We start from the raw sequence: 22,376 nt of genomic DNA, 5'->3' as shown, positions 1-22,376 counted from the left end.
TGTGTTGTCGTTGCCGGCACTATAGGGGAGGCACGCGCCGCTGAAAAGCGAGTGGCGGCCACGAGGGCCGCCACTCGGAAGAACACCGCGCCGCTTAAATATCAGGCCGTCTTGATCCAGACCGCCTTGACGTTGAGATATTCCTCCAGATGCTGCTTGCCGGATTCACGGCCATAGCCGCTCATCTTGTAGCCGCCGAACGGCACCGCAGGGTCCATCGCCTGGTAGCAGTTGACCCAGACCGAGCCGGCGCGCAGCGCCCGCGCAACCTGATGCGCCTTGCTGACATTGGTAGTCCAGACACCGCTGCCGAGCCCGAACATCGTGGCATTGGCGCGCTGGATCAATTCGTCGGTATCCTTGAAGGCGATTGCGGAGATGACAGGCCCGAAGATCTCCTCCTGCGCGATGCGCATATTGTCCTGCACATGGGCGAACACCGTGGGCTGCACGAAATAGCCTTTGGCGAGCGGCCCTTCGGTCAGCCGTGCGCCGCCGGCAACCGCCTTCGCGCCCTCCTTCTGGCCGATCTCGAGATAGTCGGAGACACGATCCATCTGCTGCTGCGACACCAGGGGGCCGATCTGCGTGTTCGGGTCGATGCCGTTGCCGACCTGTAGCTTCCTGCCGAATTCGGCGACGCGGCCGACGAACTCGTCATAGACCTTCTGCTCGACGAACAGCCGCGTACCCGCGCTGCAGATCTGCCCGGAATTGGCAAACACCGCCATCGCCGCGCCCGGCACCGCCTGGTCGAGATCGGCATCGGCGAACACGATGTCCGGCGACTTCCCGCCGAGCTCGAGCGAGACGCGCTTGAGGTTGCCGGCCGACGCCCGCACGATCGCCTGTCCCGTGACGTGCGAACCGGTGAAGGCGACCTTGTCGACGCCGGGATGTGAGGAGAGCGCCGCGCCCGCGGTCTCGCCGTACCCCGGCACCACGTTGACGACACCGGGCGGAATGCCGGCTTCCATGCAGAGCTCGGCGAGCCGCAGCGACGTCAGCGGCGCTTCCTCGGCAGGCTTGAGCACAACCGTGCAGCCGGTTGCGATCGCCGGGCCGATCTTCCAGACGCTCGCCGCCAAGGGCCCGTTCCAGGGAATGATCGCGCCGACCACACCGACCGGCTCCTTCAGGGTGTAGGAGAAGATCTCGCCCGGCAGCGAGTTCTCGATGGTCTCGCCATGCAGCGCTGTCGCCTGCCCGGCGTAATAGCGGAGCATGCCGAGCACGCGCAGGCGGTTGCCGCGGGTGCGGCTGATCGGCGCGCCCATGTCGAGCGTATCGAGCTGCGACAGTTCCTCGAAATTCTTCTCCACCAGTTCGGCGAGCTTCAGGAGCATGCTTTGCCGCTCGAACGGCTTGACCTTGCTCCACGGGCCCTCAAAAGCGCGACGCGCCGCTGCCACCGCGCGGTTGATGTCTTCCGCGTCGCCTTCGGCAACCGTCGCGAGCAATTCGCCGGTCGCGGGATTGTGGGTCTCGAACTTTTTACCGGAGGCCGCATCGACCCATTGGCCGTCGATCAGCATCTTCTTGTAGGAACCGTCCGCGTAAGGGTGACGCGTGATCGGAATTGCCTGTGTGACAGCCATGTTTGCACTCCCTTGATATGGAACGAGATTTATATGACGGGCCTTGCCGGTTTCAGACCCGTTATATGCGGAACTCTACAACGGCGACCCGAATCCGTAAAGCAGCCGGCCTCATAGCGGGCAGTGCGGCAATGAAGACCTCCCATGCACCTTCGCGCATGGCATGCCCGCCATGTTAGCCTAGAGATCGCTGCCACATATTTGTCGGAGAGAGACGATGCCACATCCCGCCATGTCGCCAAATCATGTCGCCGTAATCACCGGAGGCGCGTCCGGTATCGGACTCGCCGCCGCCATGCGCTTCGCCGCTTCGGGCATGAAGGTCTGTGTCGCCGATATCGGTGTCGACCGTCTCAAGGAAGCCGCCACAAAACTGTCATCGATCGCGCCCGGCGGCGCCGGCAGCATCATGACCGAAACCGTCGACGTCAGCCGGTTCGAGGATCTCGTGAAGCTGGAAAGCGCGGTGCAACAGCGGTTCGGCGGCACCGACATCCTGATGAACAACGCCGGCATCCAGCCGGGCGGCCAAATGTTCGGTCCGCGCGAGAACTGGCAGAGGATTCTCGGCGTCAACCTGTGGGGCATCATCAACGGCACGCATGCCTTCGTGCCGCGCATGATCGAGCGCGGGCGCGACGGCCTCGTCATCAACACCGGTTCCAAGCAGGGCATCACGACGCCTCCGGGCGATCCGGCCTACAACGTATCCAAGGCCGGCGTGAAGGCCTTCACCGAGGCGCTGCAGCATGAATTGCGCAACACGCCGGGCTGCCGCCTCACCGCGCATCTGCTCATCCCCGGCTTCGTCTTCACCGGCCTGACCGCACGCGGCCGCGCCGAGAAGCCGGCCAGCGCCTGGACGTCGGAGCAGACGATCGACTTCATGATCGAGCGCCTGGATGCGGGCGACTTCTACATCCTTTGCCCCGACAATGACGTGCCGCGGCAGCTCGACGAGCGGCGCATCCTCTGGGCCGTCGGCGACATCGTCGAGAACCGTCCCGCGCTGTCGCGCTGGCATCCGGATTATGCGGACGCCTTCGCGGCGTTCGTGAAGGGAAAATAGTCGCCCTATCACCGTCAAGTCCAATCTTGGGAATGGCCGGCCTTCTCCAATCGTGATATCCATGTGAATATAACGTGGTTCGTAACCGGCGAGGCCCCAAGGGCCCGTTCACAGGGAGAGCAAGCCAATGAGTGACTACAATCTTCTCATCGACGGAGAGATGGTACCCGGCGATCTGACCATGCCGGTCCTCAATCCAGCGACCGAAGACGTGCTGGCGCAATGTCCGCGCGCGTCCAAGCAGCAGCTCGATCAGGCCGTCGCCGCCGCCAAGGCCGCCTTCCCGGCCTGGGCCGCCACGCCGATCGAGGAGCGCCGCAAGCTCGTGATCAAGATGGCTGAGACGATCGAGGCCAATGGCAACGAACTCGCGCGGATCCTGACCAGGGAGCAGGGCAAGCCGCTGGCGGATGCGACCGGCGAGGTCATGGGCATGGCTGCCTTCTTCCGCTATCTCGGCTCGCTCGACCTGCCGATGCGGGTGGTCGAGAATTCCGGCGACCGCCGCGTCGAAGCCTATCGCCGCCCGCTCGGCGTGGTCGGCGCCGTCATCCCCTGGAACTATCCGCTGCTGATCCTCAGCTTCAAGCTGCCGTCGGCCCTGCTTGCCGGCAATACGCTGGTGGTCAAGCCCGCGCCCACCACGCCGCTCTCGACGCTGCGCTTTGCCGAGCTCGTGCAGGACATCCTGCCGAAGGGCGTGCTCAATGTGATCGCCGATGCCAATGACCTCGGCGACCACATGACGAAACACCCTGACATCCGCAAAATCTCGTTCACCGGCTCAACGGCGACGGGACAGAAGGTGATGGCGAGCGCCGCGCAGACCTTGAAGCGCATCACGCTGGAGCTCGGTGGCAACGACGCCGGCATCGTGCTCGACGACGTCGATCCGAAGAAGGTTGCGCCCGGCATCTTCGAAGGCGCGTTCCAGAATTCCGGCCAGGTCTGCCTCGCCATCAAGCGGCTCTATGTGCACGAATCCGTCTACGACGAGATTTGCAACGAATTGGTCGCGATAGCGAAGAACACCGTGGTCGATGACGGCTCCAAGCAAGGCACCAAGCTCGGTCCGCTGCAGAACAAGATGCAGTACGAAAAGGTGAAGGCGTTCCTGGAGGACGCCCACAAGAACGGCAACGTGATCGCCGGCGGATCGGCGATGGACCGTCCGGGCTACTTCATCGAGCCCACTTTGGTGCGCGACATCAAGGAGGGGTCGAGGCTGGTCGACGAGGAGCAGTTCGGGCCGGTGCTGCCGATCATCAAATACTCCGACAACGAGGATGTGATCCGCCGCGCCAACGCGACCAATTACGGGCTCGGCGCGTCGGTCTGGTCGTCGGATACCCAGCGGGCTCACAAGGTCGCGAGCCGCATCGAGGCCGGCACGGTGTGGATCAACAAGCATCTCGACATGGCCCCGAACATCCCGTTCGGCGGCGCCAAGCAGTCGGGCATCGGCACCGAATTCGCCGAAGAGGGTCTTGCCGAATTCACCCAGCTTCAGATCATCAACGCGCCGCCGGCGTAACGCGAACTAAAAATCAAACGACCGCGGCCTTCGTGCCGCGGTCGTTTTTTTCGCCCGCAACGAAGCGGGCGTTTTTCATTTCGGATGTAATACCGCAGCGCTACTCCGACTGCGCCGTTCAACTCTCTCTAAACTAGAATTTAAACTCCGCTCGCACGGAGTTGAGCGGTGTGTGCATCGCGATCTCGCAAATGATCGCCACCTGATCGTTACCGCGGGCTGGGTGCGATACTGACGGAGTGGTGTAATGTTACGCAAGATGGTTATCGCATTGTTGGCGGCTGCATCGGTTGGTCTTGCGGCGGCGCCGACGGTAGCGTTGGCGCGCGGTGGCGGAGGCGGCGGCGGCCATGGTGGTGGCGGCTTCGGTGGAGGCGGCGGCCATGGTGGCGGCTTTGGCGGCGGTGGATTCCACGGTGGCGGATTTGGCGGTGGTGGATTCCGTGGCGGCTTCGGCGGCGGTGGTTTTCGCGGCGGCTTTGCTGGCGGAGGCTTCCACAGCGCGTTCGGCGGCATTCATCAGGGCTTCGGCGGATTCCGCGGTGGCGGATTCCGCGGCCGCGGCTTCCATGGACGGCGCTTCGCCTTCGGCACAGGCTTCGGTGGCGGCTTCTATGATCCCTACTATTACGACGACTACGCCTACGACTATCCGTACTACGGCTACGGCGACACCTATTACGACAACGGCAATTGCTACGTCGTGAACCGCCGCGTCCACACCACGCACGGCTGGCGCACGCAGCCGACGCAGGTCTGCGGCTGATAGGCGAGCGAGAATCCAAAAGGGGCCGGCGGATCTCCGCCGACCTCACACCCTCTCCGGCGTCAGCGCCAGCAGCCTCCGCACCAGCGCGAGTGCGGTTTCGGTGGCGGGGTCGGCTGATGTGACGGGCACGGCGAGCACGATCAGGTCGACCGGATCATGCGAGAGCACGATCACATGCGTGGCGCTGTTGGCTGCAATCAGCGACAGCACGCGCTCGACTGCGGGATCATCAAACGAAGCTCCCCAGGGCGCGTCGGACCGGCGCAGCACTCGCTCCGTCGCCAACAATTCCCGCAGCAGCGACGGATCGTAATGCGCGAGCTCGACCTCACGGTAGCGCCGGGCATGCTCGAAAATCGGATGCCGCGCCAGTTCGGCGATCAATTCATCACGCGTCCTCGCCGTCGACAGCACGGCCGCGTTCAGCACCCCCGGCTCCTGCGCCTCGAACACCGCGCGCAGCGCATCCGTCATCAGGGCGATCGTAAGCACGCCGGCGACCGCGACCGCGCAGAAGCGCTCAATCTGCGCCGCATCGACATCGCCGGTGATGAAGGCGGCGGCGATGCCGAGCAGCGCCGAGCTGCCAAGCCTTAAGGTCATCAGCGCAAGCCCGTGACGCCGCGTCTCGGCACCGCCGCCTGCGATCAGGATCACGGTGACGGTCAAGAGCGCGCCGATCGCACCGAGCCGAACCGGGATGTCCGGAAACAGCGTGCGGAAATCGGTGATCACGAACGGAATCACGATCAGCGCACCGGCTGCGAGGCGTCCGATGCTGCGATTTTCCGACGCCATCAGCGAAGCGCGATCGCGGCTCGCGAGCAACAAAGCGCAGACGACAAAGCCCGCAAGCTGGAATAGCGACAGGGATACGGCATAAGCGGTCGTGAAGCGGGCAAGCCCGAGCGCGCCGCCAAGGCCGAGCAGGATGCCGCCGAACACCGCCAGCATCTTCACCACGCGCGGTGCATGTCGCCGCAGCATCCCCTCGGTCACGACAAGCGCGCCGAGCGGGATCAGCGCCGCCGGAATCACGCTCAAGCGGTCCAGCACATCGCTGCCGCTCCACCACGCCACGCCGCGCACCAGGAACAGGAGCGCGATCACGCCGAGTCCGAACAGCAGGCGCCGCGTCAGCGGGCTGTTCGGGTCGCGCCAGTAGAACGTCATCATCGCGACGCAGAGCCCGATCGCGCCGCAGAGATTGACGATGGAATCGGCGATGATCCCGGGATTCATCGGCGCCCATCCTTCTGGTCGCGAGAACGCGGCCGCAGCGAGCCGAACGCGCGCGTATCATCCATCCAGTGGAAGAACGGCAACACCAGCCGCTGCAACGCCAGCACGGCGGAGGCGGCAATCAGCGCCGGCAGCGAGCCCGCCGGCACCTCGCTCGTGAGATAGCGCCGCGCGCCGGCCAGATCGATGCGGCCGAGCTGCAGCACGTCATCGCCGCGCGCATAATCGAGCTCGCGGGCGCAGAACTCGCCATGGATCGCATTGCGATGCTTTGGCGCGATCTCGAAACTTTTCTTCAGCGCATCCGAGCCGCCGGTGTAAGCATCGGTGATGACGAAGCGTTCCTCGTCAAAGCCAGCCTCGGGGCCAACACCAAACACCGCGCGGTGATGCGCCATGATCCCGCGTGCGAGCTGCAGATGCGCGAAACTCCGCCGCGCGCCTGACAGCGGCGATGGATACACATCGGAAAATGTCTCAGAGACCATGCCGACCACCGCCGGCACCTGCGTGACATTCGAAATCCATTTCGGACGTAGCCCGTCGCGCGCGAACAGCACCAGCGCGGTCATGCCATAGAGCACCCAGGACAACCCCTGCCCGCGCACTTCAGGGTCGACCATCACGAGGCCGAGATGGGTGACGTCGATCGGCGCGCCGTCGAGCTCGACCTCCATCACCGACAGCGCATTGAAGGCGATCGGCCGCCCGGTTTCCTCCTCACAGATCAGCGTGATGATGGCGCGCGCGAGACGCTCTGGCTCGCCGGAGAAGATGCCGTAGGTCAGGCTCTCCTGCGGCAGCGTCTTGGCGGCCACGACGCGTAGCTGCGAGGCCAGTGCCTCCAATTCTTCCGGCGGCAGCGAGCTGCCCGGACGCTCGACGATCCGCGTGCGAAGGCCCGCATGCGTGCGCAAGGTGAGATCGATGTTTGGCTGCGACAACGCCTTGAGCCAGAAGGTGGCGTGGCCGGGCAAGCGCGTCAGTGCCGCGCCGGCTTTGCCAAACCTTTCGCGCAAGCGCGAGACCGAAATGCCGCTCCAGGAAGACGCCATGCCGCTGCCCGTTGTCGGGCCCAATTACTGCCCGTCACCCATTAAGGCGCTGTGAGCGCCGGACGGCGCTCATCGCCAGAAGGTAAATGCTCCCTTGTGCGCCGTCATCGATGCATCCTCGCGGCAAAAAGCGGCGGATGCCAGACATCCGCCGCCTCGAAAAGTTCGGTCCGTCTCCAACTGCCCTGGTCAGGCCACCTTGGACACTTCCATCAGGATCCGTTCAGCCTTGGCATCCTCGATGCGGTTTACGAGCCGGCCGCTTTCGTGGACGTCGCGGACCGTCTTGGTCAGGGTGACGCAGGTCTGCACCAGCATCACGATCCCCATGGTGAGATAGCCCTTCATCCAGAGATCGACGGGCAGGAAGAATATGCCGACGCCGACCAGGAAGGCGGAGCCGAGGAAGGAGGCATAGGTGAAGGTAACCCAGGCATTGCTGTGGGGCTGGACGTTCTGGTTCATGGCAATCTCTCCTTAAATGAACAATGTTGAGGACTTGAAGGTTCAGGCAGTAGCTGCACGCCCGGCTTTGAGCCGTGCGAGCACGTCGTCGGCGGTCGATTTCATGCGGGGCCCAAAGCCCTGCTCAGCGAGCTTCTCAGCCGTGGCAAGCGGTCCGCTGGCGGTATCGAGTTCGATCAGCGCCTCGTCGGCGGCCTGGGCTTCCATCTGCCGTTCGCGCAACTTGCGCAGCGTGTTCTCCGCTTCCGGCAGCGTGGATTCGTATGGGCGCACCGCCTCGATGCCGCTCCGGCGCAGCGAGCGCACTGCGTCCGAGGCGCGGGCGATGCGGCGGCCGCGGTCGAGTTCGGTGAGCCGCGCCTCGGCATTGGCGACATGGCGCTTCAACCGCGCGATCTCCTGACCGAACAGCGTGCGCGCGGTCATCGCGGCGTCGCGGTCGGCTTCGAGATTGGCAATCGCCTGCGCCGCCTCCCGCGCCAGATCTTCGCGGCCACCTTCCAGCGCGGCCGTGGCCCGCGCCTCGAGATCCGCGATCCGCGCATTGGTCGCCTCAAGCCGACGGCCCTCCTGCTGGTCGCCGGCAATCGCCAGAGCCAGCGTCCGCTTGGAGCGGTCGACGGCCGAGGCCGCGTCGCGCATCTGCTGGTCGAGGATGAGGAGGGCCGACCGATCCTGCAACTCCTCCTCTGCCGCGGCCACGGTGCCGCGAAAAAGCGTGAAAACGGTTTTGAACATTTGCCAGCTCCCTGTTATGAGCATTGCTCACATCATCTTTGTAACGGGAACCTGAGCATGGTTCAAGAAAATCTTGAGCGTTGCTCATGTATTTAGTTAACAAATGTCCAAGGCCTTGGAACGACGAGCTAAAAACCGCGAGCGGCTGATCGAAGCGGCAGAACGATCGATCGCCGCCGGCGGATTGGCCGGCCTGAAGACGCGCGATCTCGCCAGCGAGATCGGCATCGCCAATGGCGCGGTCTACAATCTGGTCGAGGACGTCGACGAACTGATCCTGCGGATAGGATCGCGCACGCTGGCCCGGCTCGACGCGGCCCTCACCGCGGCAGAGCGCGACGGTCCCGCGGATCCCATCGACACGCTGGTCCGCATCGCGGTCGGCTATTGCGATTTCGCCGCCGACAATCTCGAGTTATGGCGCGCACTGTTCGAGCACCGGATGGCACCGGGCAAGCCGGTCCCGGACTGGGCCATCTCCGAGCAGATGGACCTGTTCCGCCACATCTACCACCCGCTCGCCGCACTCTTTCCGGCGCGCTCGCCGCAAGACCTGAGCGTCACCGCGCGCAGCCTGTTCTCGGCCGTCCACGGCATAGTCGCGCTGGGGTTAGAGCAGAAGCTGATCGCAGTGCCGATCGAAGCGTTGCGCAGCGAAGTCGCCTCCATCGTCCGCGCCATGGTCGAGGGATTGATGGCGAAGGCTAGTTCGTAGCGTCGTAGGGTGGGCAAAGGAGCGCAGCGACGTGCCCACCATCAAAGACTCCGCTCGCGATGGTGGGCACGCTGCGCTTTGCCCACCCAACAACTCTACAACTCTCTCCGCGTCGTCCCGGGCTTGACCCGGGACGATAACCACAGGAAGTAGTTTTGCGAAGCTGACTATGACCGAATCCTATCGAGACATCACGCGGTATGGGTCCCCGCCTTCGCGGGGACGACACGCGGAAGAGGCAGGAATGACGCGCGTTGGATGTTTGGCAGCCCTGATTTTCTTGTCTGCACCTGCCGGCGCGAGCGCGGCCCCAGCTACCTCCGCTTCAGGTTCGGCGGCACTGGCGCTCGCCGCCGTGGTCGCCCAATACTCGCCGATCGCCGCCGCGCCCAAGCGTACCGTCGCTTCCTTCTTCAAGGGCGACACCAATTTTCCCTATGGCGGGAAGATCTCCGTCACCGCCGACAACATCGTCTGCCGCACCAGCAATGTCGACATCACGTCGCGCTCCTGCGACATCACCTTCAAGATCGCCAAGCGCGCGCTGAAAGGCCGCGACGCCAACGAATTGTTTGCAACCATGCTGATGGCGGGCGTCCCCGCCGAGGGCGCCGCCGGATCGAACATCGCGGGCTTGTCGAAGCTGAACTGCACGATCGATCCCAGGGTGATCGAGCAAAAGGCCGGCGGCGGCGCCGACTGCACTTTCGAGCCGGGCAATCAGCCGTAGACCGTGCAGTGGTTAGGGGGAGGCCTTAGGATGGATCGAAGGCCAGTTGAATCTGGACGTTGAGGCGATCCGGAAGTTCGGCTGGGATGGATGGAAGAGGTTGCGCCCTCTTGATGGTCTCGATCGCCTCGGTATCGAGCAGTGTCTGGCCGGAGCTTGTTTTCACCCAAACACCCAGGAGGCGCCCTCTCCGGTCGATCGAGAAGAACGTTTCGACCGTGCCTTGAAGCCTATTGTGGGCCGCCGCGGGATACCGCTGAAATCTTGCGATGTGCTTGAGCAGGCTTTGTTGAAACTTCACCAGGGCATTGTTCGGCACCACATTCGTCACGGTCGAACGACGTGAGATGCTGGGGATGCTGGGACTCGCTTCAACAGGCAGGGACGCCTGGTCAGGCGATTTGATCACAACCTCATCCTTCGCCTGATCATCCGGCTGTTCGGCTTCAGGATTCGAATGGGCGACATTCGCCGTCGTCGCCTGCGAAGTCGAATCGATTGGAATCGGTGTCTCCTCGCGTTGAGGAACCAGGCGCACCTGTATTGTAGACGTCGGTCCTTGATCGACCGATGATGCGGCTGGGTGCTGTACCTTGATCCAATAGACGCCACCGGCGAACAACAGCACCACCAGAGCCGGGATGATGACGAGACGCGCCACTTCTGCGTTGGACCAGGCCGTCGGATCTCCTGCAGTGAGCGCGGCCTTTATCCTGTCCGTCTCCCTCGCGGGCAACGGATCATCTGAACCGTCCATCTTCATATGGCGGGCGCTTTCGCCGGGATAACAATTCTGGTCGGTACGCACATCTCTGGAGAAGGCCACTCAGATCATTTGGGGCGCGCCGAGCCCCTCGGCGAAGGCACGATGGCTATCTCTATATAGGATTTGTGACATGTCTCTAAAACCGGACTGGCGCCGGAGGCCGAGACGGGCCGTCCTATAAAATGGAACTGCCGAACAGGCGTCAGCTCATCGCTTGCGCACGGTTCCGCATCCTGACCGTCGGAAAAATTTGGCGGACATTACTGAGGCCGACATGAAGCGTCGCCATTTGAACCACGCGACATCGGCCGGACTGCCCCGGCGCAAGCCGTCGGAATCACGCCGGGGCCGCCTTTGCTCTCCCGGCCGACCACGGGGGCTTTGGCGCTCGGGGTGTGATCGGCGAGAAGTAGCGTCGCAAATAAGCACAACCATTGCGCGTTCGTCAGTGCACTTTGTGCCAGAGCGACGCCAGAAAGTGTGAGGTGTCGCGCGGATGCGCGGTTTGTGCCATCTCGCTCGCGCTTTCCTCGCGTCGACCGTTAACCATAGGGACACGCGCGCAGGCATTAGGACAGCCGCACTGATGGAAAGTTGCAGCGCTCCGGGATTTCAATTGCCAATATTTTATCAATTGGAGCGTCCGGTCATGATTGAGCGTCGTGCCCTAGAACGTGTTCAGTTGAACCAGCTCGCATTGCTTTCGTTTAGCGGGATTTCGGGAGTTCATCCCTGCCTAGTAAGAAATCTCCATATGCGCGGTGCTGGTTTGTACTCGAATTCATTTCACTTCTTCGCCAACGACTTCCTCATGTCGTTCGACGGCTTCAAGTCGAGCACGCACTGCCACGTCGTCTGGAGGCGGGGCGACGAATGCGGCGTCGTGTTCCCTTCAGGATATCTCCACAGCGAGCTCGAGATCTTGTCAGCGCAGATGTAACCGACCGCGCATCCCGGGAAGACGCGCTTCGACGCTTCTGTGGTTGCTTCCGCAGGCGCAACGGAACGTAGGATGGGTAGAACGGAGCGAAACCCATCATCGCGCGGCTTGCTCCATCGCGATGGGTTTCGCTCCACCCATCCTACTGAATCGTCGCCTTCGCGAACGATGACAGCGGCGAGTCATTTGACTCTTGGATCAGGAACCCAAGCCGTCGATGCGGCCTGCTCCGCTTGGCTGCGCCACGCGTAGCCCTCAAGGAACGAACAAGTGGCTTGCCGAGCCGTAGCTCGCGGACGCAAGCCCGCCTGCGCCCGTGGGGCTTCGGCGCGGCAGCCTTCTCTCGCTTCGCGAGCGAAGGCTGGTGGGCGCGACAGGGATCGAACCTGTGACCCCTACCATGTCAAGGTAGTGCTCTCCCGCTGAGCTACGCGCCCGAAAAATCGGCTGGGTCGGGTCCCTATAACGGACCCCAGGCGGGCAGGCAAGGACGCTTGAAGGCGAAATCTTGGCCGCGGGTCAGGCCGCCAGCATCTTGTTCACTTCGCTGACCAATTCGCGCAGGTGGACAGGCTTTGCCAGCACCTTGGCGTTCTTGGGCGCCTCCGAATCGGAGTTCAGGGCGACGGCGGCGAATCCGGTGATGAACATGATCTTGATGTCGGGATCGAGTTCCGAGGCGCGGCGGGCGAGCTCGATGCCGTCCATCTCCGGCATCACGATGTCGGTGAGCAGCATCTCGAACGGCTCCTCGCGCAGCCTCTGATAGGCCGACATACCGTTATCGTGTGGGGAAACCTGGAATCCGGCGTTTTCGAGCGCCTTGACCAGGAAGCGGCGCATATCGTTGTCGTCTTCGGCGAGGAGGATTTTGGGCATGGCGTTGATTTCGTCGAATCCCGGCTTGGGAGGATCGGTCCGCACACTAAGCCCGATAGGCAGTAAATTTCGAGTGAAAGATGAGCCGTCGCGGCCGACCGGATGCTTAACTTAGTTGTGGACCGGAACGCCGCGCGAATCAATCACGTCAGGCGTTACCCGCTCTTAAGAGACATTCCAGCCCGGCTCACGATTTTTTTCGCTTGGCAGAAGGGTTGTGATTACCGACAATGCCCGCACATAAATCCTCCGTTTTTCCGGCAGAATCGTGCTGGAAGGCCCAGCGGAATTGAAGGGACGGCGCCGGACGATGAGCAGGCCTGACGGCGAATTGCCGCCTCCGTTCGAGATCGTCGAACCCGTCAATTGGCGGGCGCCGATCATCTTCAACTCGCCGCATTCGGGCTCGGTCTATCCGGCCGAATTCCTCAACGCCTCCAGGATCGATCTGACGTCGCTCAGGCGCTCGGAAGACTCCTTCATGGACGAGTTGATCGAAGGCTTGAGCGAGCGCGGCTTTCCGGTCGTGCGGGTGCATTTCCCGCGCTCCTATGTCGACGTGAACCGCGAGCCCTATGAGCTCGATCCGCGCATGTTCACGGGCCGGCTTCCGAGCTTTGCCAATACGCGCTCGATGCGGGTCGCCGGCGGGCTTGGCACGATCCCGCGCGTGGTCGGCGACGGCCAGGAGATTTATCGCGAGCGGCTCAATGTCGACGAGGCGCTGTCAAGGATCGAGGCGCTCTACAAGCCCTATCACCGGGCGCTGCGCCGGCTGATCAACAAGGCGCACCAGGCGTTCGGAACCGTTGTTGTGGTGGACTGCCACTCGATGCCGTCGATCGGGGTGTCGCGGGACGAGCCGCGACGGCCCGACATCGTCATCGGCGACCGCTACGGCACAAGCTGCGCGCCGCTGCTCCCCGACGTGGTCGAAGACATCATGAGCGGGCTCGGCTATTCGATCGGCCGCAACAAGCCCTATGCGGGCGGCTTCATCACCGAGCACTACGGCAACCCGGCGAGCGGCCTGCATACCGTTCAGCTCGAACTCAACCGCGCGGTCTACATGGATGAGCGCCGGCGCGAGCGCGGCCCGCGCTTTGCGCAGTTGGCCGCCGATTTCGCGACCTTGGCGGAGGCACTGGCGGAAGTCCCGCTCGGCGACCTCGGTCCGTTCCAGGCAGCAGCGGAATAAGTTTCCTCGTCATTCCGGGTTCGCTTCGCGCCGCGGAATGACAGCAAGAACCCCAAAAGAAAAAAGGGCCGCTTGAATGAACAAGCGGCCCAAGTCTAGGGAGGAAACGCCCAAGGAGGGCAGCGATAGCGCAAGGCGCTACCGCACCGCAACAATATGCCGCCGCGCCGCACAAAACGCAAGCGGTTTTAGATTCATTTCCCATGCATTATCCGCAGGGCTTGCAGACCTGCAACACAGGGCTAAAGTCGAACTTTGTCGTTTTCTTTCAACATCTTCCGTCAAGAAATGAATGATTAATACCCCACTTCGACCACAGCCTCCCATTTCGTGATTGCACCTAGTCCCAAAACTCATAGCGGCGCATGGCATCCCTTGCGCACTCAAAAATGCCGGCGACAAAATTCCTCAATGTCGGTGCGGATTACGCCGGATTGAGCTAGGCAGTAGCGTTAAGTTGCCAGTTCGCATCGCGCTTTAGGGAACAGCCGTGCCGGTCATTGATTTCACTGCCTTCATCGGCCGCCTCGCGACCGCCGCCGGCGAAACCATCCTGCCGTTCTTCCGCACCTCGCTCTCGGTCGACAACAAGAGCGTCAACGATTTCGATCCCGTCACCGAAGCCGACCGCACAGCGGAAGCGGTGATGCGGCGGTTGATCAAGGCCAATTTCCCCCAACACGGCATCGTCGGCGAGGAATTCGGCAATGAGCGCGAGGACGCCGAATATGTCTGGGTGCTCGATCCGATCGACGGCACCAAGTCGTTCATCGGCGGCTTTCCGATCTGGGGCACGCTGATCGCACTGCTGCACAAGGGCACGCCGGTGTTCGGGATGATGCATCAGCCCTATATCGGCGAGCGGTTCTCCGGCGACAATGGTTCAGCGCATTACTCCGGCCCGTCCGGCGAGCGGCGGCTTTCCGTCAGGCGCTGCGCGTCGCTCAAGGACGCGACAGCCTACACCACGAGTCCGCTGTTGATGAACGCCACCGACCGGGCATGCTTTGGACGGATCGAGAGCGCCACGAAGCTCACGCGCTATGGCGGCGACTGCTACTCCTACTGCATGCTGGCCGCCGGCCATCTCGATCTCGTGGTCGAGACCGAGCTCAAGCCGTATGACATCGCAGGCCTGATTCCGATCGTCACCGGCGCTGGCGGCATCGTCACCACCTGGGAAGGCAAGCCGGCGCAGAGCGGCGGCCGCATCATCGCCGCGGGCGACCCGCGGGTGCACGAAGCGGCGATGAAGCTGCTCAATGGTTGAGCGAGCCGCCCGTCAAGGCGCGGCCTTGCGCAGGTAGTCGACGAGCAGCTTCGCCGGGCGCGGCAATGCCTTGAAGCTGCGGGCGCAGATCGTGAGTTTGCGGTCGGCCCAGGAGTCGCGCAGCCGGATCGACGCAATCGGCATCGATCGGGCGCAGCGCCGGGCGGCCGTCTCCGGGATCACGGCGATGCCGACGTCGGCCGCGACCATCTGGCAGATCGCGTCGAAATCGCGCAGGCGCGCCCGGAACCGCAGACGGGCGCCGAGCCGGGCCGCATGCTTGGCGATGTGGGCCTGCAGCGCGGTCGAGGCGGTCAGCCCGACGAAGTCATAGTCGGTCACGTCCTGGAAATCGATCTGGCGGCGCCCTGCGAGATCGCTGCGGCGCGAGGCCACCAGCGTCAGGCGATCCTCGCTGAACAGGAAGCGCTCGACGCTTTCGGGCAACGCATGCTCGGCGGCGAAGCCGAGATCCGCAGCACCGGTCGCGATCGCAGCCGCAATGTCGGCGCTCTCGCGCTCCTCGACGTCGACATTGATGTCGGGATGCTCGCGCAGGAAGGCGGCGAGCGCCCGCGGCAGATGCTCCGACAGGCCCGAGGTATTGGCGAGCAGCAGCACGCTCGCCCTGACGCCGCTGGCATAGGCGGCGAGGTCGCCGCGCAGCGCTTCGACATTGTGGATCACGATCCGCGCATGATCGAGCAGGCTTTCGCCAGCGGCGGTGAGTTCGACTCCACGGCGGCCGCGCTTGAGCAGCGACACGCCAAGCGCAGCCTCGAGCCCCTTGATCCGTTCGCTCGCGGACGCCAGCGCCAGATGAACGCGGGAGGCGCCATTGGTGATGCTGCGTGTCTCCGCCACCGCAATGAAGAGCTGCAGATCGACCAGGTCGAAGCGCATGTCAGGCTCCGTTCAGCTTCGGCAAAGCCGAAGGCATTCTCCGTAATCTCCAGATTGTGCCGCTCGCGGCGATCGGTCAATGTGCAGACATGTTCGACTCGATGCTTATCCTGATCGCCTTCGCCTTCCTGCTTGCCGGTTTCGTCAAGGGAACGCTGGGGCTTGGCCTGCCGACGGTTTCTATGGGACTGCTGGCCGTGACGATGCCGCCTGCGCAGGCGATCTCGATCGTCATCGTGCCGGCGATCGTCACCAACATCTGGCAGACCTTCGTCGGCCCTTATCTGCGCGACATCCTCAAGCGGCTATGGCCGCTGATGCTCGGCACCGTGGTCGGCATCTGGCTGAACAGTGGGCTGTTGACCGGACCTTATGCGCCCTATGGCACCGTCGTCCTCGGTCTCCTGCTCATCATCTATGCGGTCGTGGGCCTCAGCCGCTTCAGCTTCAAGGTCGCCCGCCGCGACGAGAAATGGATCGGCGGCATCGTCGGCGTCGTAACCGGGGTGATCTCGGCGGCGACCGGCGTGCAGGTGATCCCGTCGATGCCATTCATGCAGGCGATCGGCATGGAGAAGGACGAACTGGTGCAGGCGCTCGGCCTGTTCTTCACCACCGCAACCGTCGCCCTCGCCTTCAATCTCACCGCCGCCGGCGTATTGACCGCCGCGACTGCGCTGCCCGGCGCGGTGGCAATGGCGGCGTCCTTCATCGGCATGTTCGTCGGGCAGGCGGTGCGGTCACGGCTACAGCCGGAGGCGTTCCGCCGCTGGTTCCTGATTGCGATGATCCTGCTCGGGCTCTACCTCGCGGCCAGCGCGCTCGTGAAGATCCACGGCTAACGCGCCTCCAGCATCGCCACCCGGAAACCGAGATAAACGAACAGCCCGCCCAGCGTACGGTTGATCCAGGCGATGACGCTGCTGGAGCGGCGGATCCGCCTCGCCGCCCGCGCCGCAAAGGCTGCCACGCCGAGACACCACAGCGTGCCGTTGATGACGAAGATCGCGCCGAGCAGCAGGAAGGCGGCGGTCTTGTGCGGCGAATCAGCCGCCACGAACTGCGGCAGGAAGGCGAGGAAGAACAGCGCCACCTTCGGATTGAGCGCATTGGTGAGCGCGCCCTGCCAGAACACCCGGCGCAGCGTCGGCGCCTCACCCTGAAGGGTGACATCCGCGATCGGGCGCTGCCGTGACAGCAGCATCTGGACGCCCGTGAACAGGAGATAGGCTGCGCCGACCCATTTGAGGGCAGTAAAGGCCACCGAGGAGGTCATCAGCAGCGCCGAGAGACCAATCGCAGCGCCGAAGACATGAAAAAGGCAGCCACAGCTTATGCCGAGCGCGGCCGCCGCTCCGCCACGCCATCCGAGTTGCAGGCTCCTGCCGATGATATAGGCGGTGTCCGGCCCCGGTGTGACGTTAAGCAGCAGCCCCGAAAGGATGAAGAGCCATAGTTCGTGAATTCCGAGCATCGTCGTCATCTCTCACGCGGACGTTGGCAAACCGACAAGGACAGCCCTCCCGCATTATTTCCACGACATAAAAATCATGCAGCTAACATTTCCGGGGCCATCCGCTGCCAATTCCGGAACGTTTGCATTACTATGATCTCCGGTTCGGGCTTCCGCCAGCCACATCTTGTTTTATAAGAGTTGGAACGGTCGGCCGCGCACGCAGCGGTCATCGACCGATTCCGGAGCATAGATACGGTTATGGAGAGACGGCTAGCTGCCATAGTCTGCGCCGACGTCGCCGGCTACTCGCGGATGATGGGGGCCGACGAGGCGGGCACGCATGCCGCCTTCAAAGCTCATCGGACCGCGATCCATCCGATCATCCTCAATCATGGCGGCCGTATCCTCAAGAACACCGGCGACGGCTTCCTGCTGGAGTTTCCGAGTATCGTCGGCGCGCTGGAGGCCGCTATCGAGATGCAAATGCTGATGGCGGAGCGCAACAACCAGCTTCCCGCCGACCGTGTCATGCAGTTCCGGATGGGCATTCACATGGGCGATGTGATGGCCGACGAGGACGAATTGTTCGGCGATGACGTCAACATCGCCGTCCGGCTCGAGACGGTTTCCCCACCGGGCGGACTGGCCGCTTCGGCCAAGGCCTATCAGGAGGCCGGCAGGCACCTCAAAGCCACCCTGATCAACACCGGCAGCCATCGTTTCAAGAATATCGCGGACCCTGTCGAGGTCTTGACCTGGGAGCCGGGCGGCTCGGAGGCGCGTGGGCGTCAGGTGCGGGATTCGTCGGGCCTGCCAGGGCAGTCGCGGACAGCGATCGTCGGCGTGCTTCCCTTCGCCAATTTGAGCGACTCCAGCGACGAGTATTTTTCCGACGGATTGACTGAAGACCTGATCCACGCGCTCTCGCTGCAATCCTTCTATCGGGTGCTGAGCCGCAACTCGACATTCTCCTTCAAGGGCAAGAATGTGAGCACCCGCCTGATCGCCCGCGAGATCGACGCGACCTACCTGATCCAGGGCTCTGTGCGGCGTGCCGGCAGCAAGATCCGGGTGACCGCCGAGCTGATCGCGCCCGAGAACGGCGAGCAACTGTGGACCGGCCGCTATGACCGCGACATGGGCGATCTGTTCGCGATGCAGGACGAGATCACGACCAGTCTCTCTGCAGCGATCGCCACCGAGATATTCCGCGCGGAAGCTTCCGCGCCGGCCCGCCTTTCCAACGATGTCACCGCGTGGGATCGATTCCTGAAGGGCCTTTCCTACTATTACCGGCACACCAGGGAAGATTACGAGGCGTCCATTGCGCTGTTCAAGGAAGCGATCGCGCTCGATCCCGCGCTTTCGATCGCGCACGCCTATCTCGCCACGATCCAGGTGCAGAGCATCCAGTTTGGCTGGCTCAAGCGCACGCGCGAATTATGGACGTCGATCGTGAGTCTTGCGGAGGCCAGCGTTCGGCTCGACCCGCGCTCGTCCTTCGCCTTTCAGATCCTTTCCTATGTGCGTTCGGTCGAGGGACACTACGAGGCTGCCCTGGATGCCGCGAACCGTGCCGTGGCGCTCAACCCATACGACATGGGCGCGCGCGGCGTGCTTGGATATGTTCACCTCGTGAGCGGTGAGCATCGCCAGGCGATCGAGCTGTTTTCGATGGGGGCGCAGCGCGGCAACAGCGACCCGCGCTATCAATGGGCGGCCTTGAACGCGTTCAGCCACTACCTCCTGGGACAATACGACGCGACCCTGTCCTGGGCGCGCGAGCAGCTCTACATCAATCCGAACCATATGCCGGCGCTGGCGATCCGCGCCGCCGCGCTGGCCCAATTGGGACGGACCGAGGAGGCGGCGGACGCGACCGGCGTCCTGATGTCCAACTATCCGATTTTCACCGTCGATCGGCATTTGAAGAACTTCCATTGGAAGCTGCCGGCGGATATCGAACACTATCGTGAGGGACTCCTGAAAGCCGGCGTACCGCTCGCCCGGCTGACCCTTGTCGAAAACCGGAAGTTTGCCGCCGAGTCGTGAACGAGCCCGCAGCCGAGCGCCGCGCCCTCCGATCGTTCACCGACTTGCGGGATTCAGCCAAACCTCGTCACACGCTGTAGTCGTGTAACATCCCGCGCGTATTCTGGATGTTAAGATTTCGTCCGCTTCTATCGGGCGATCGCTTTTCATGATTCGTTGCGTCCAGGATTTTGCGCCATGCACGACCTCCGCACCAAGAAGCTGGTCGCGCCGCCGATCGACGTTTCTCCGAACAATCCCTGCCCGTTCCTGCGTGCACTGGTCGCGGAAGGATTTGTCGACGGCCATGTCGTCCCTCTCTCGACGCTATCAAGGACGATCGGAGCGGCGAGCGGGAAGAAGGGGTTGAGCAATATCCGGGTGCGCATCGAGACTAGTCTCGTCGCGCTCGTGGCGAATGGCCTCAGTCCCTGGCGCCTGCTCAAGAGCTGGTGGTCCGGTGCCGAACTGGATGCACTGCGCCACGGCCCGCTCGACAAGCACGGCGGCGGCTCACGCATCCTTGACGCCCACGCCCATGTCCACGAGGACCAGATCGCGCGCCTTGCCGGGTTCGGCCAGGAGTGCAGAGATCCCGCTGGCGGCGTCGAGCACGGCCTGACGGCGTCCGAAATCACGACCTTCATGCACGCCAATTTCGAACGGGCGAAAGCCAACCGGCGCTGGTACGACCCGCTGTTGATGAAGGGCGAATGGCCCGTCCTGCTTCGCATCCTGGGCAAGGGCGAAGGCAAGGACCGCTACCTCAGCGTTGCGGAGGTGAGGACATTGTTCGTCGATCGCCGGATGCCCGAGCGGATCGTCGAGCGCATCGAGTCCCCGCGGCAAGTCGCCCCCGGCAGGCGTGCGCTTCGCGTTCTCGGCAGCGCAGCGGCCTTGCTGATCGCGCTACTGGTTGCGGTTACGCAATTCCCGGATCGCGTCAGGGCCGTCCTGCCCGACAAGCTCGCGCAATTGCTGCCGCCTCCGCTGCCGGACGCGCCAGCGACCAAAGCCGCCTACTGGCTCGATCAGAATTGGTCGCTCGAGGACCGGTACTGGTTGCACCATGTCAGCCAGGGCACCGCGACATTCCCGGTACCCTACGCCTGGTTCGTCGCGCTGGAGCAGCCGTACCTGCGTCTGTTCAGCGCGCCCGGACTGATGAAGGAGAGCGCCTATCTCGAGCGCTTCGGCTTTATTCCGAGCCCCCAGACCATCCATACCGACGACACCACGCTGCGCCGCTTCGGTTATGCAAGCATCTTCGAGACGACACCTGCGCCGGCATCTTCAGGGTTGTGGAAGACAGCGGTCGAGAATGTCGACGGCTTGCCGGTCGGCTTCGCGCGGATGACCGGCGTTGTCGATCCGGCGACGGGCCGTCGCGAGGACGACAAGATCGGGCTGACCTGCGCGGCCTGTCACACCGGACAGCTTCACTACAAGGGCGTGGCCGTGCGCTTCGACGGCGGCCCGGCCATGACCGATCTGAAGAAGCTCGAACTCGCGACCGGCCTGTCCATTGCCTATACCTTGTATGTGCCGTTCCGTTTCAAGCGCTTCGCGGATCGCGTGCTCGGGCCCGACGCAAGCGATGCAGACCGCAGCGCGCTCAAGCAAAAGCTGGCGGCGATCGGAAAATTCCTGCTCGACCGGCAAAACACCTATGACAAGACCATCGCCGGCAAGACGACCGAGGACGGCAAGCAGCAGAAGGATACCGAGGAAGGGTTCGGCCGCCTCGACGCGCTCAACCGCATCGGCAACCAGGTCTTCTCGCAGAACCTGGCCATCAACGGCCTCACCGGCTTCGAAAAGAACCTCCACGCCCAGGACGCGCCGGTCAGCTACCCGCCGATCTGGACCGTGCCGTGGCTCAAATATGCCCAATACGACGCCTCGATCGAGCAGCCGCTGATCCGCAATGCCGGCGAGGCGTTAGGCGTGACCGCGCTGATCAACATGTCGCCCGAGTATCCCGCAGACACGCTGTTCCGCTCGTCGGTGGAAGTGCAGAATCTGCTGTGGATCGAATCGATGCTGCGCGGTCCCGATCCCTTCAGCCAGACGCCACAGCGCTTTGGCGGTTTGGCCGCGCCCAAATGGCCGTCGCAGCTCTTCGACGATCAGGCCTGGAAGCTCAAGCCCGACCGCGTCGCCAAGGGCCGCGAGCTGTACGCCGAGATCTGCGTCGAATGCCATCTCGGTCCGGTCAATGATCCCGTGTTCGACGCTCAATTTCCAGACAAGAGCTTCTGGTCGTCGCCGCGCTGGGACCGTACCGGCGAGAGCCCGGTGCTCGATCCCGTCCAGAAAAAGGCGGATGACATGGGAACGGACCCGGCGCAGGCCAATGTCCTGACCATGCGAACCGTTCAGGTCCCCGGCTTCCTCGGCATCGACCCGACGCGCGACCTCACGAAGTGGTGGGAATGTCCTGACCTTCAGCCGACCTCTACCACCGAGATGTCCTACGCCCTCGCCTTGATGGTGACGGTGGATCTGGTCAGCCGGAAATGGATGGACGAGCGGCATATCCCGCCGGCGGAGCAGAAGAAGCTCTGGGGCGACCGAAAGAACTGCCCCAACCCTTCGCCGGCGCCGCGCTATCGCGCGCGCCCGCTCAACGGCGCCTGGGCCACGGCGCCCTACCTGCATAACGGCTCCGTCCCCTCGCTCGACTGGCTGCTCCGGCCCGCCGCCGAGCGCCCGACGAAGTTCTGCATGGGCGCACGTGATTTCGATCCGGAGCATGTCGGCTTCGACGTGAAGGGCGACGAGACGTCGTGCAAGAATGGCCAGACGCTGTTCTCGGCGACCGATCGCGACGGAAACGACATCCACGGCAACAGCGTGGGCGGCCACTCGCTCGAGGGAGCCGCGCCGTATCCGAAGGGCATCATCGGCCGCGCGCTCGACAAGAACGAACGCGAAGCCTTGATCGAATATCTGAAGACCTTGTAGCCGATCGAGGAAATGCTCTAAAGCGTGATGACTTTTCTTCGAATCGTCATC

At 63.4% G+C, this 22,376-nt stretch carries 19 protein-coding genes and 1 tRNA gene; 10 read left to right on the top strand and 10 right to left on the bottom strand.

Annotation, left to right across the window (positions count from 1 at the left end; translation table 11 throughout):
* Positions 1-101 precede the first annotated feature (101 nt).
* Positions 102-1,598, bottom strand: a complete 1,497-nt coding sequence (locus OZ411_RS17750) for an aldehyde dehydrogenase family protein (RefSeq protein ID WP_282528988.1) — start codon at positions 1,596-1,598, stop codon at positions 102-104.
* A 217-nt stretch (positions 1,599-1,815) separates the two neighbouring features.
* Between OZ411_RS17750 and OZ411_RS17745 the strand changes: the two genes are divergently transcribed.
* From OZ411_RS17745 to OZ411_RS17735, 3 genes are all read left to right on the top strand, one after another.
* Entirely contained in the window at positions 1,816-2,667 is an 852-nt protein-coding gene (locus tag OZ411_RS17745) for an SDR family NAD(P)-dependent oxidoreductase (protein ID WP_282528987.1), read from the top strand.
* Between the two features lie 127 nt (positions 2,668-2,794).
* Complete coding sequence (locus OZ411_RS17740) at positions 2,795-4,201, top strand: aldehyde dehydrogenase family protein (protein ID WP_282528986.1); 1,407 nt, start codon at positions 2,795-2,797, stop codon at positions 4,199-4,201.
* Positions 4,202-4,448: 247 nt separating this feature from the next.
* Positions 4,449-4,967 (top strand): hypothetical protein, encoded by a 519-nt coding sequence (locus tag OZ411_RS17735; RefSeq protein WP_282528985.1) that lies wholly within the window; start codon positions 4,449-4,451, stop codon positions 4,965-4,967.
* A 45-nt stretch (positions 4,968-5,012) separates the two neighbouring features.
* Here the strand turns inward: OZ411_RS17735 and OZ411_RS17730 are convergent, their stop codons facing one another.
* The 4 genes from OZ411_RS17730 to OZ411_RS17715 form a co-directional block, all read right to left on the bottom strand.
* Complete coding sequence (locus OZ411_RS17730) at positions 5,013-6,212, bottom strand: hypothetical protein (RefSeq protein ID WP_282528984.1); 1,200 nt, start codon at positions 6,210-6,212, stop codon at positions 5,013-5,015.
* The gene (locus OZ411_RS17725) at positions 6,209-7,267 is read right to left on the bottom strand and encodes a hypothetical protein (protein ID WP_282528983.1); all 1,059 of its coding nucleotides are present in this window, start codon (positions 7,265-7,267) and stop codon (positions 6,209-6,211) included. Before OZ411_RS17725 ends, OZ411_RS17730 begins: the two co-directional genes overlap by 4 nt.
* A gap of 189 nt (positions 7,268-7,456) precedes the next feature.
* Entirely contained in the window at positions 7,457-7,732 is a 276-nt protein-coding gene (locus OZ411_RS17720; RefSeq protein ID WP_130580975.1) for a YiaA/YiaB family inner membrane protein, read from the bottom strand.
* A gap of 42 nt (positions 7,733-7,774) precedes the next feature.
* The gene (locus OZ411_RS17715) at positions 7,775-8,470 is read right to left on the bottom strand and encodes a PspA/IM30 family protein (RefSeq protein WP_130580974.1); all 696 of its coding nucleotides are present in this window, start codon (positions 8,468-8,470) and stop codon (positions 7,775-7,777) included.
* 103 nt (positions 8,471-8,573) lie between these two features.
* Here OZ411_RS17715 and OZ411_RS17710 point away from each other — a divergent pair, with 103 nt between their 5' ends.
* Entirely contained in the window at positions 8,574-9,185 is a 612-nt protein-coding gene (locus OZ411_RS17710; RefSeq protein WP_282528982.1) for a TetR/AcrR family transcriptional regulator, read from the top strand.
* Positions 9,186-9,465: 280 nt separating this feature from the next.
* Positions 9,466-9,915: a hypothetical protein gene (locus OZ411_RS17705; RefSeq protein WP_282528981.1), complete on the top strand. Its 450-nt coding sequence runs from the start codon at positions 9,466-9,468 to the stop codon at positions 9,913-9,915.
* Positions 9,916-9,940: 25 nt separating this feature from the next.
* On the opposite strand, the gene OZ411_RS17700 is transcribed toward OZ411_RS17705, so the two are convergent.
* The 3 genes from OZ411_RS17700 to OZ411_RS17690 form a co-directional block, all read right to left on the bottom strand.
* A complete protein-coding gene (locus OZ411_RS17700; RefSeq protein WP_282528980.1) occupies positions 9,941-10,678 on the bottom strand; it encodes a TonB family protein in 738 nt (245 codons plus the stop codon).
* A gap of 1,305 nt (positions 10,679-11,983) precedes the next feature.
* Positions 11,984-12,058, bottom strand: a tRNA-Val gene (locus OZ411_RS17695).
* An 82-nt stretch (positions 12,059-12,140) separates the two neighbouring features.
* A complete protein-coding gene (locus OZ411_RS17690) occupies positions 12,141-12,500 on the bottom strand; it encodes a response regulator (protein ID WP_027583737.1) in 360 nt (119 codons plus the stop codon).
* A 310-nt stretch (positions 12,501-12,810) separates the two neighbouring features.
* Here OZ411_RS17690 and OZ411_RS17685 point away from each other — a divergent pair, with 310 nt between their 5' ends.
* A complete protein-coding gene (locus OZ411_RS17685; protein WP_282528979.1) occupies positions 12,811-13,698 on the top strand; it encodes an N-formylglutamate amidohydrolase in 888 nt (295 codons plus the stop codon).
* A 490-nt stretch (positions 13,699-14,188) separates the two neighbouring features.
* A complete protein-coding gene (gene hisN / locus OZ411_RS17680; RefSeq protein ID WP_282528978.1) occupies positions 14,189-14,968 on the top strand; it encodes a histidinol-phosphatase in 780 nt (259 codons plus the stop codon).
* Between the two features lie 12 nt (positions 14,969-14,980).
* Here the strand turns inward: hisN and OZ411_RS17675 are convergent, their stop codons facing one another.
* Positions 14,981-15,871, bottom strand: a complete 891-nt coding sequence (locus OZ411_RS17675; protein WP_130580969.1) for a LysR substrate-binding domain-containing protein — start codon at positions 15,869-15,871, stop codon at positions 14,981-14,983.
* Positions 15,872-15,960: 89 nt separating this feature from the next.
* On the opposite strand from OZ411_RS17675, the gene OZ411_RS17670 reads away from it, so the two are divergent.
* A complete protein-coding gene (locus OZ411_RS17670; RefSeq protein WP_282528977.1) occupies positions 15,961-16,713 on the top strand; it encodes a sulfite exporter TauE/SafE family protein in 753 nt (250 codons plus the stop codon).
* On the opposite strand, the gene OZ411_RS17665 is transcribed toward OZ411_RS17670, so the two are convergent.
* A complete protein-coding gene (locus OZ411_RS17665) occupies positions 16,710-17,345 on the bottom strand; it encodes a LysE family translocator (protein ID WP_282528976.1) in 636 nt (211 codons plus the stop codon). The genes OZ411_RS17670 and OZ411_RS17665 overlap by 4 nt on opposite strands.
* Before the next feature lie 240 nt (positions 17,346-17,585).
* On the opposite strand from OZ411_RS17665, the gene OZ411_RS17660 reads away from it, so the two are divergent.
* Both OZ411_RS17660 and OZ411_RS17655 read left to right on the top strand, forming a co-directional pair.
* On the top strand, positions 17,586-19,379 hold the full coding sequence (locus OZ411_RS17660; RefSeq protein WP_282528975.1) for an adenylate/guanylate cyclase domain-containing protein: 1,794 nt from the start codon (positions 17,586-17,588) through the stop codon (positions 19,377-19,379).
* A gap of 177 nt (positions 19,380-19,556) precedes the next feature.
* Complete coding sequence (locus OZ411_RS17655) at positions 19,557-22,325, top strand: di-heme-cytochrome C peroxidase (protein ID WP_282528974.1); 2,769 nt, start codon at positions 19,557-19,559, stop codon at positions 22,323-22,325.
* Positions 22,326-22,376: the final 51 nt, after the last annotated feature.

The sequence above is a fragment of the Bradyrhizobium sp. Arg237L genome (genome assembly GCF_029990105.1).
Taxonomy (GTDB): Bacteria; Pseudomonadota; Alphaproteobacteria; order Rhizobiales; family Xanthobacteraceae; genus Bradyrhizobium.
The sequence above is the reverse complement of the archived record's forward strand: the minus strand, read 5'-3'. Positions and strand labels throughout refer to the sequence as shown.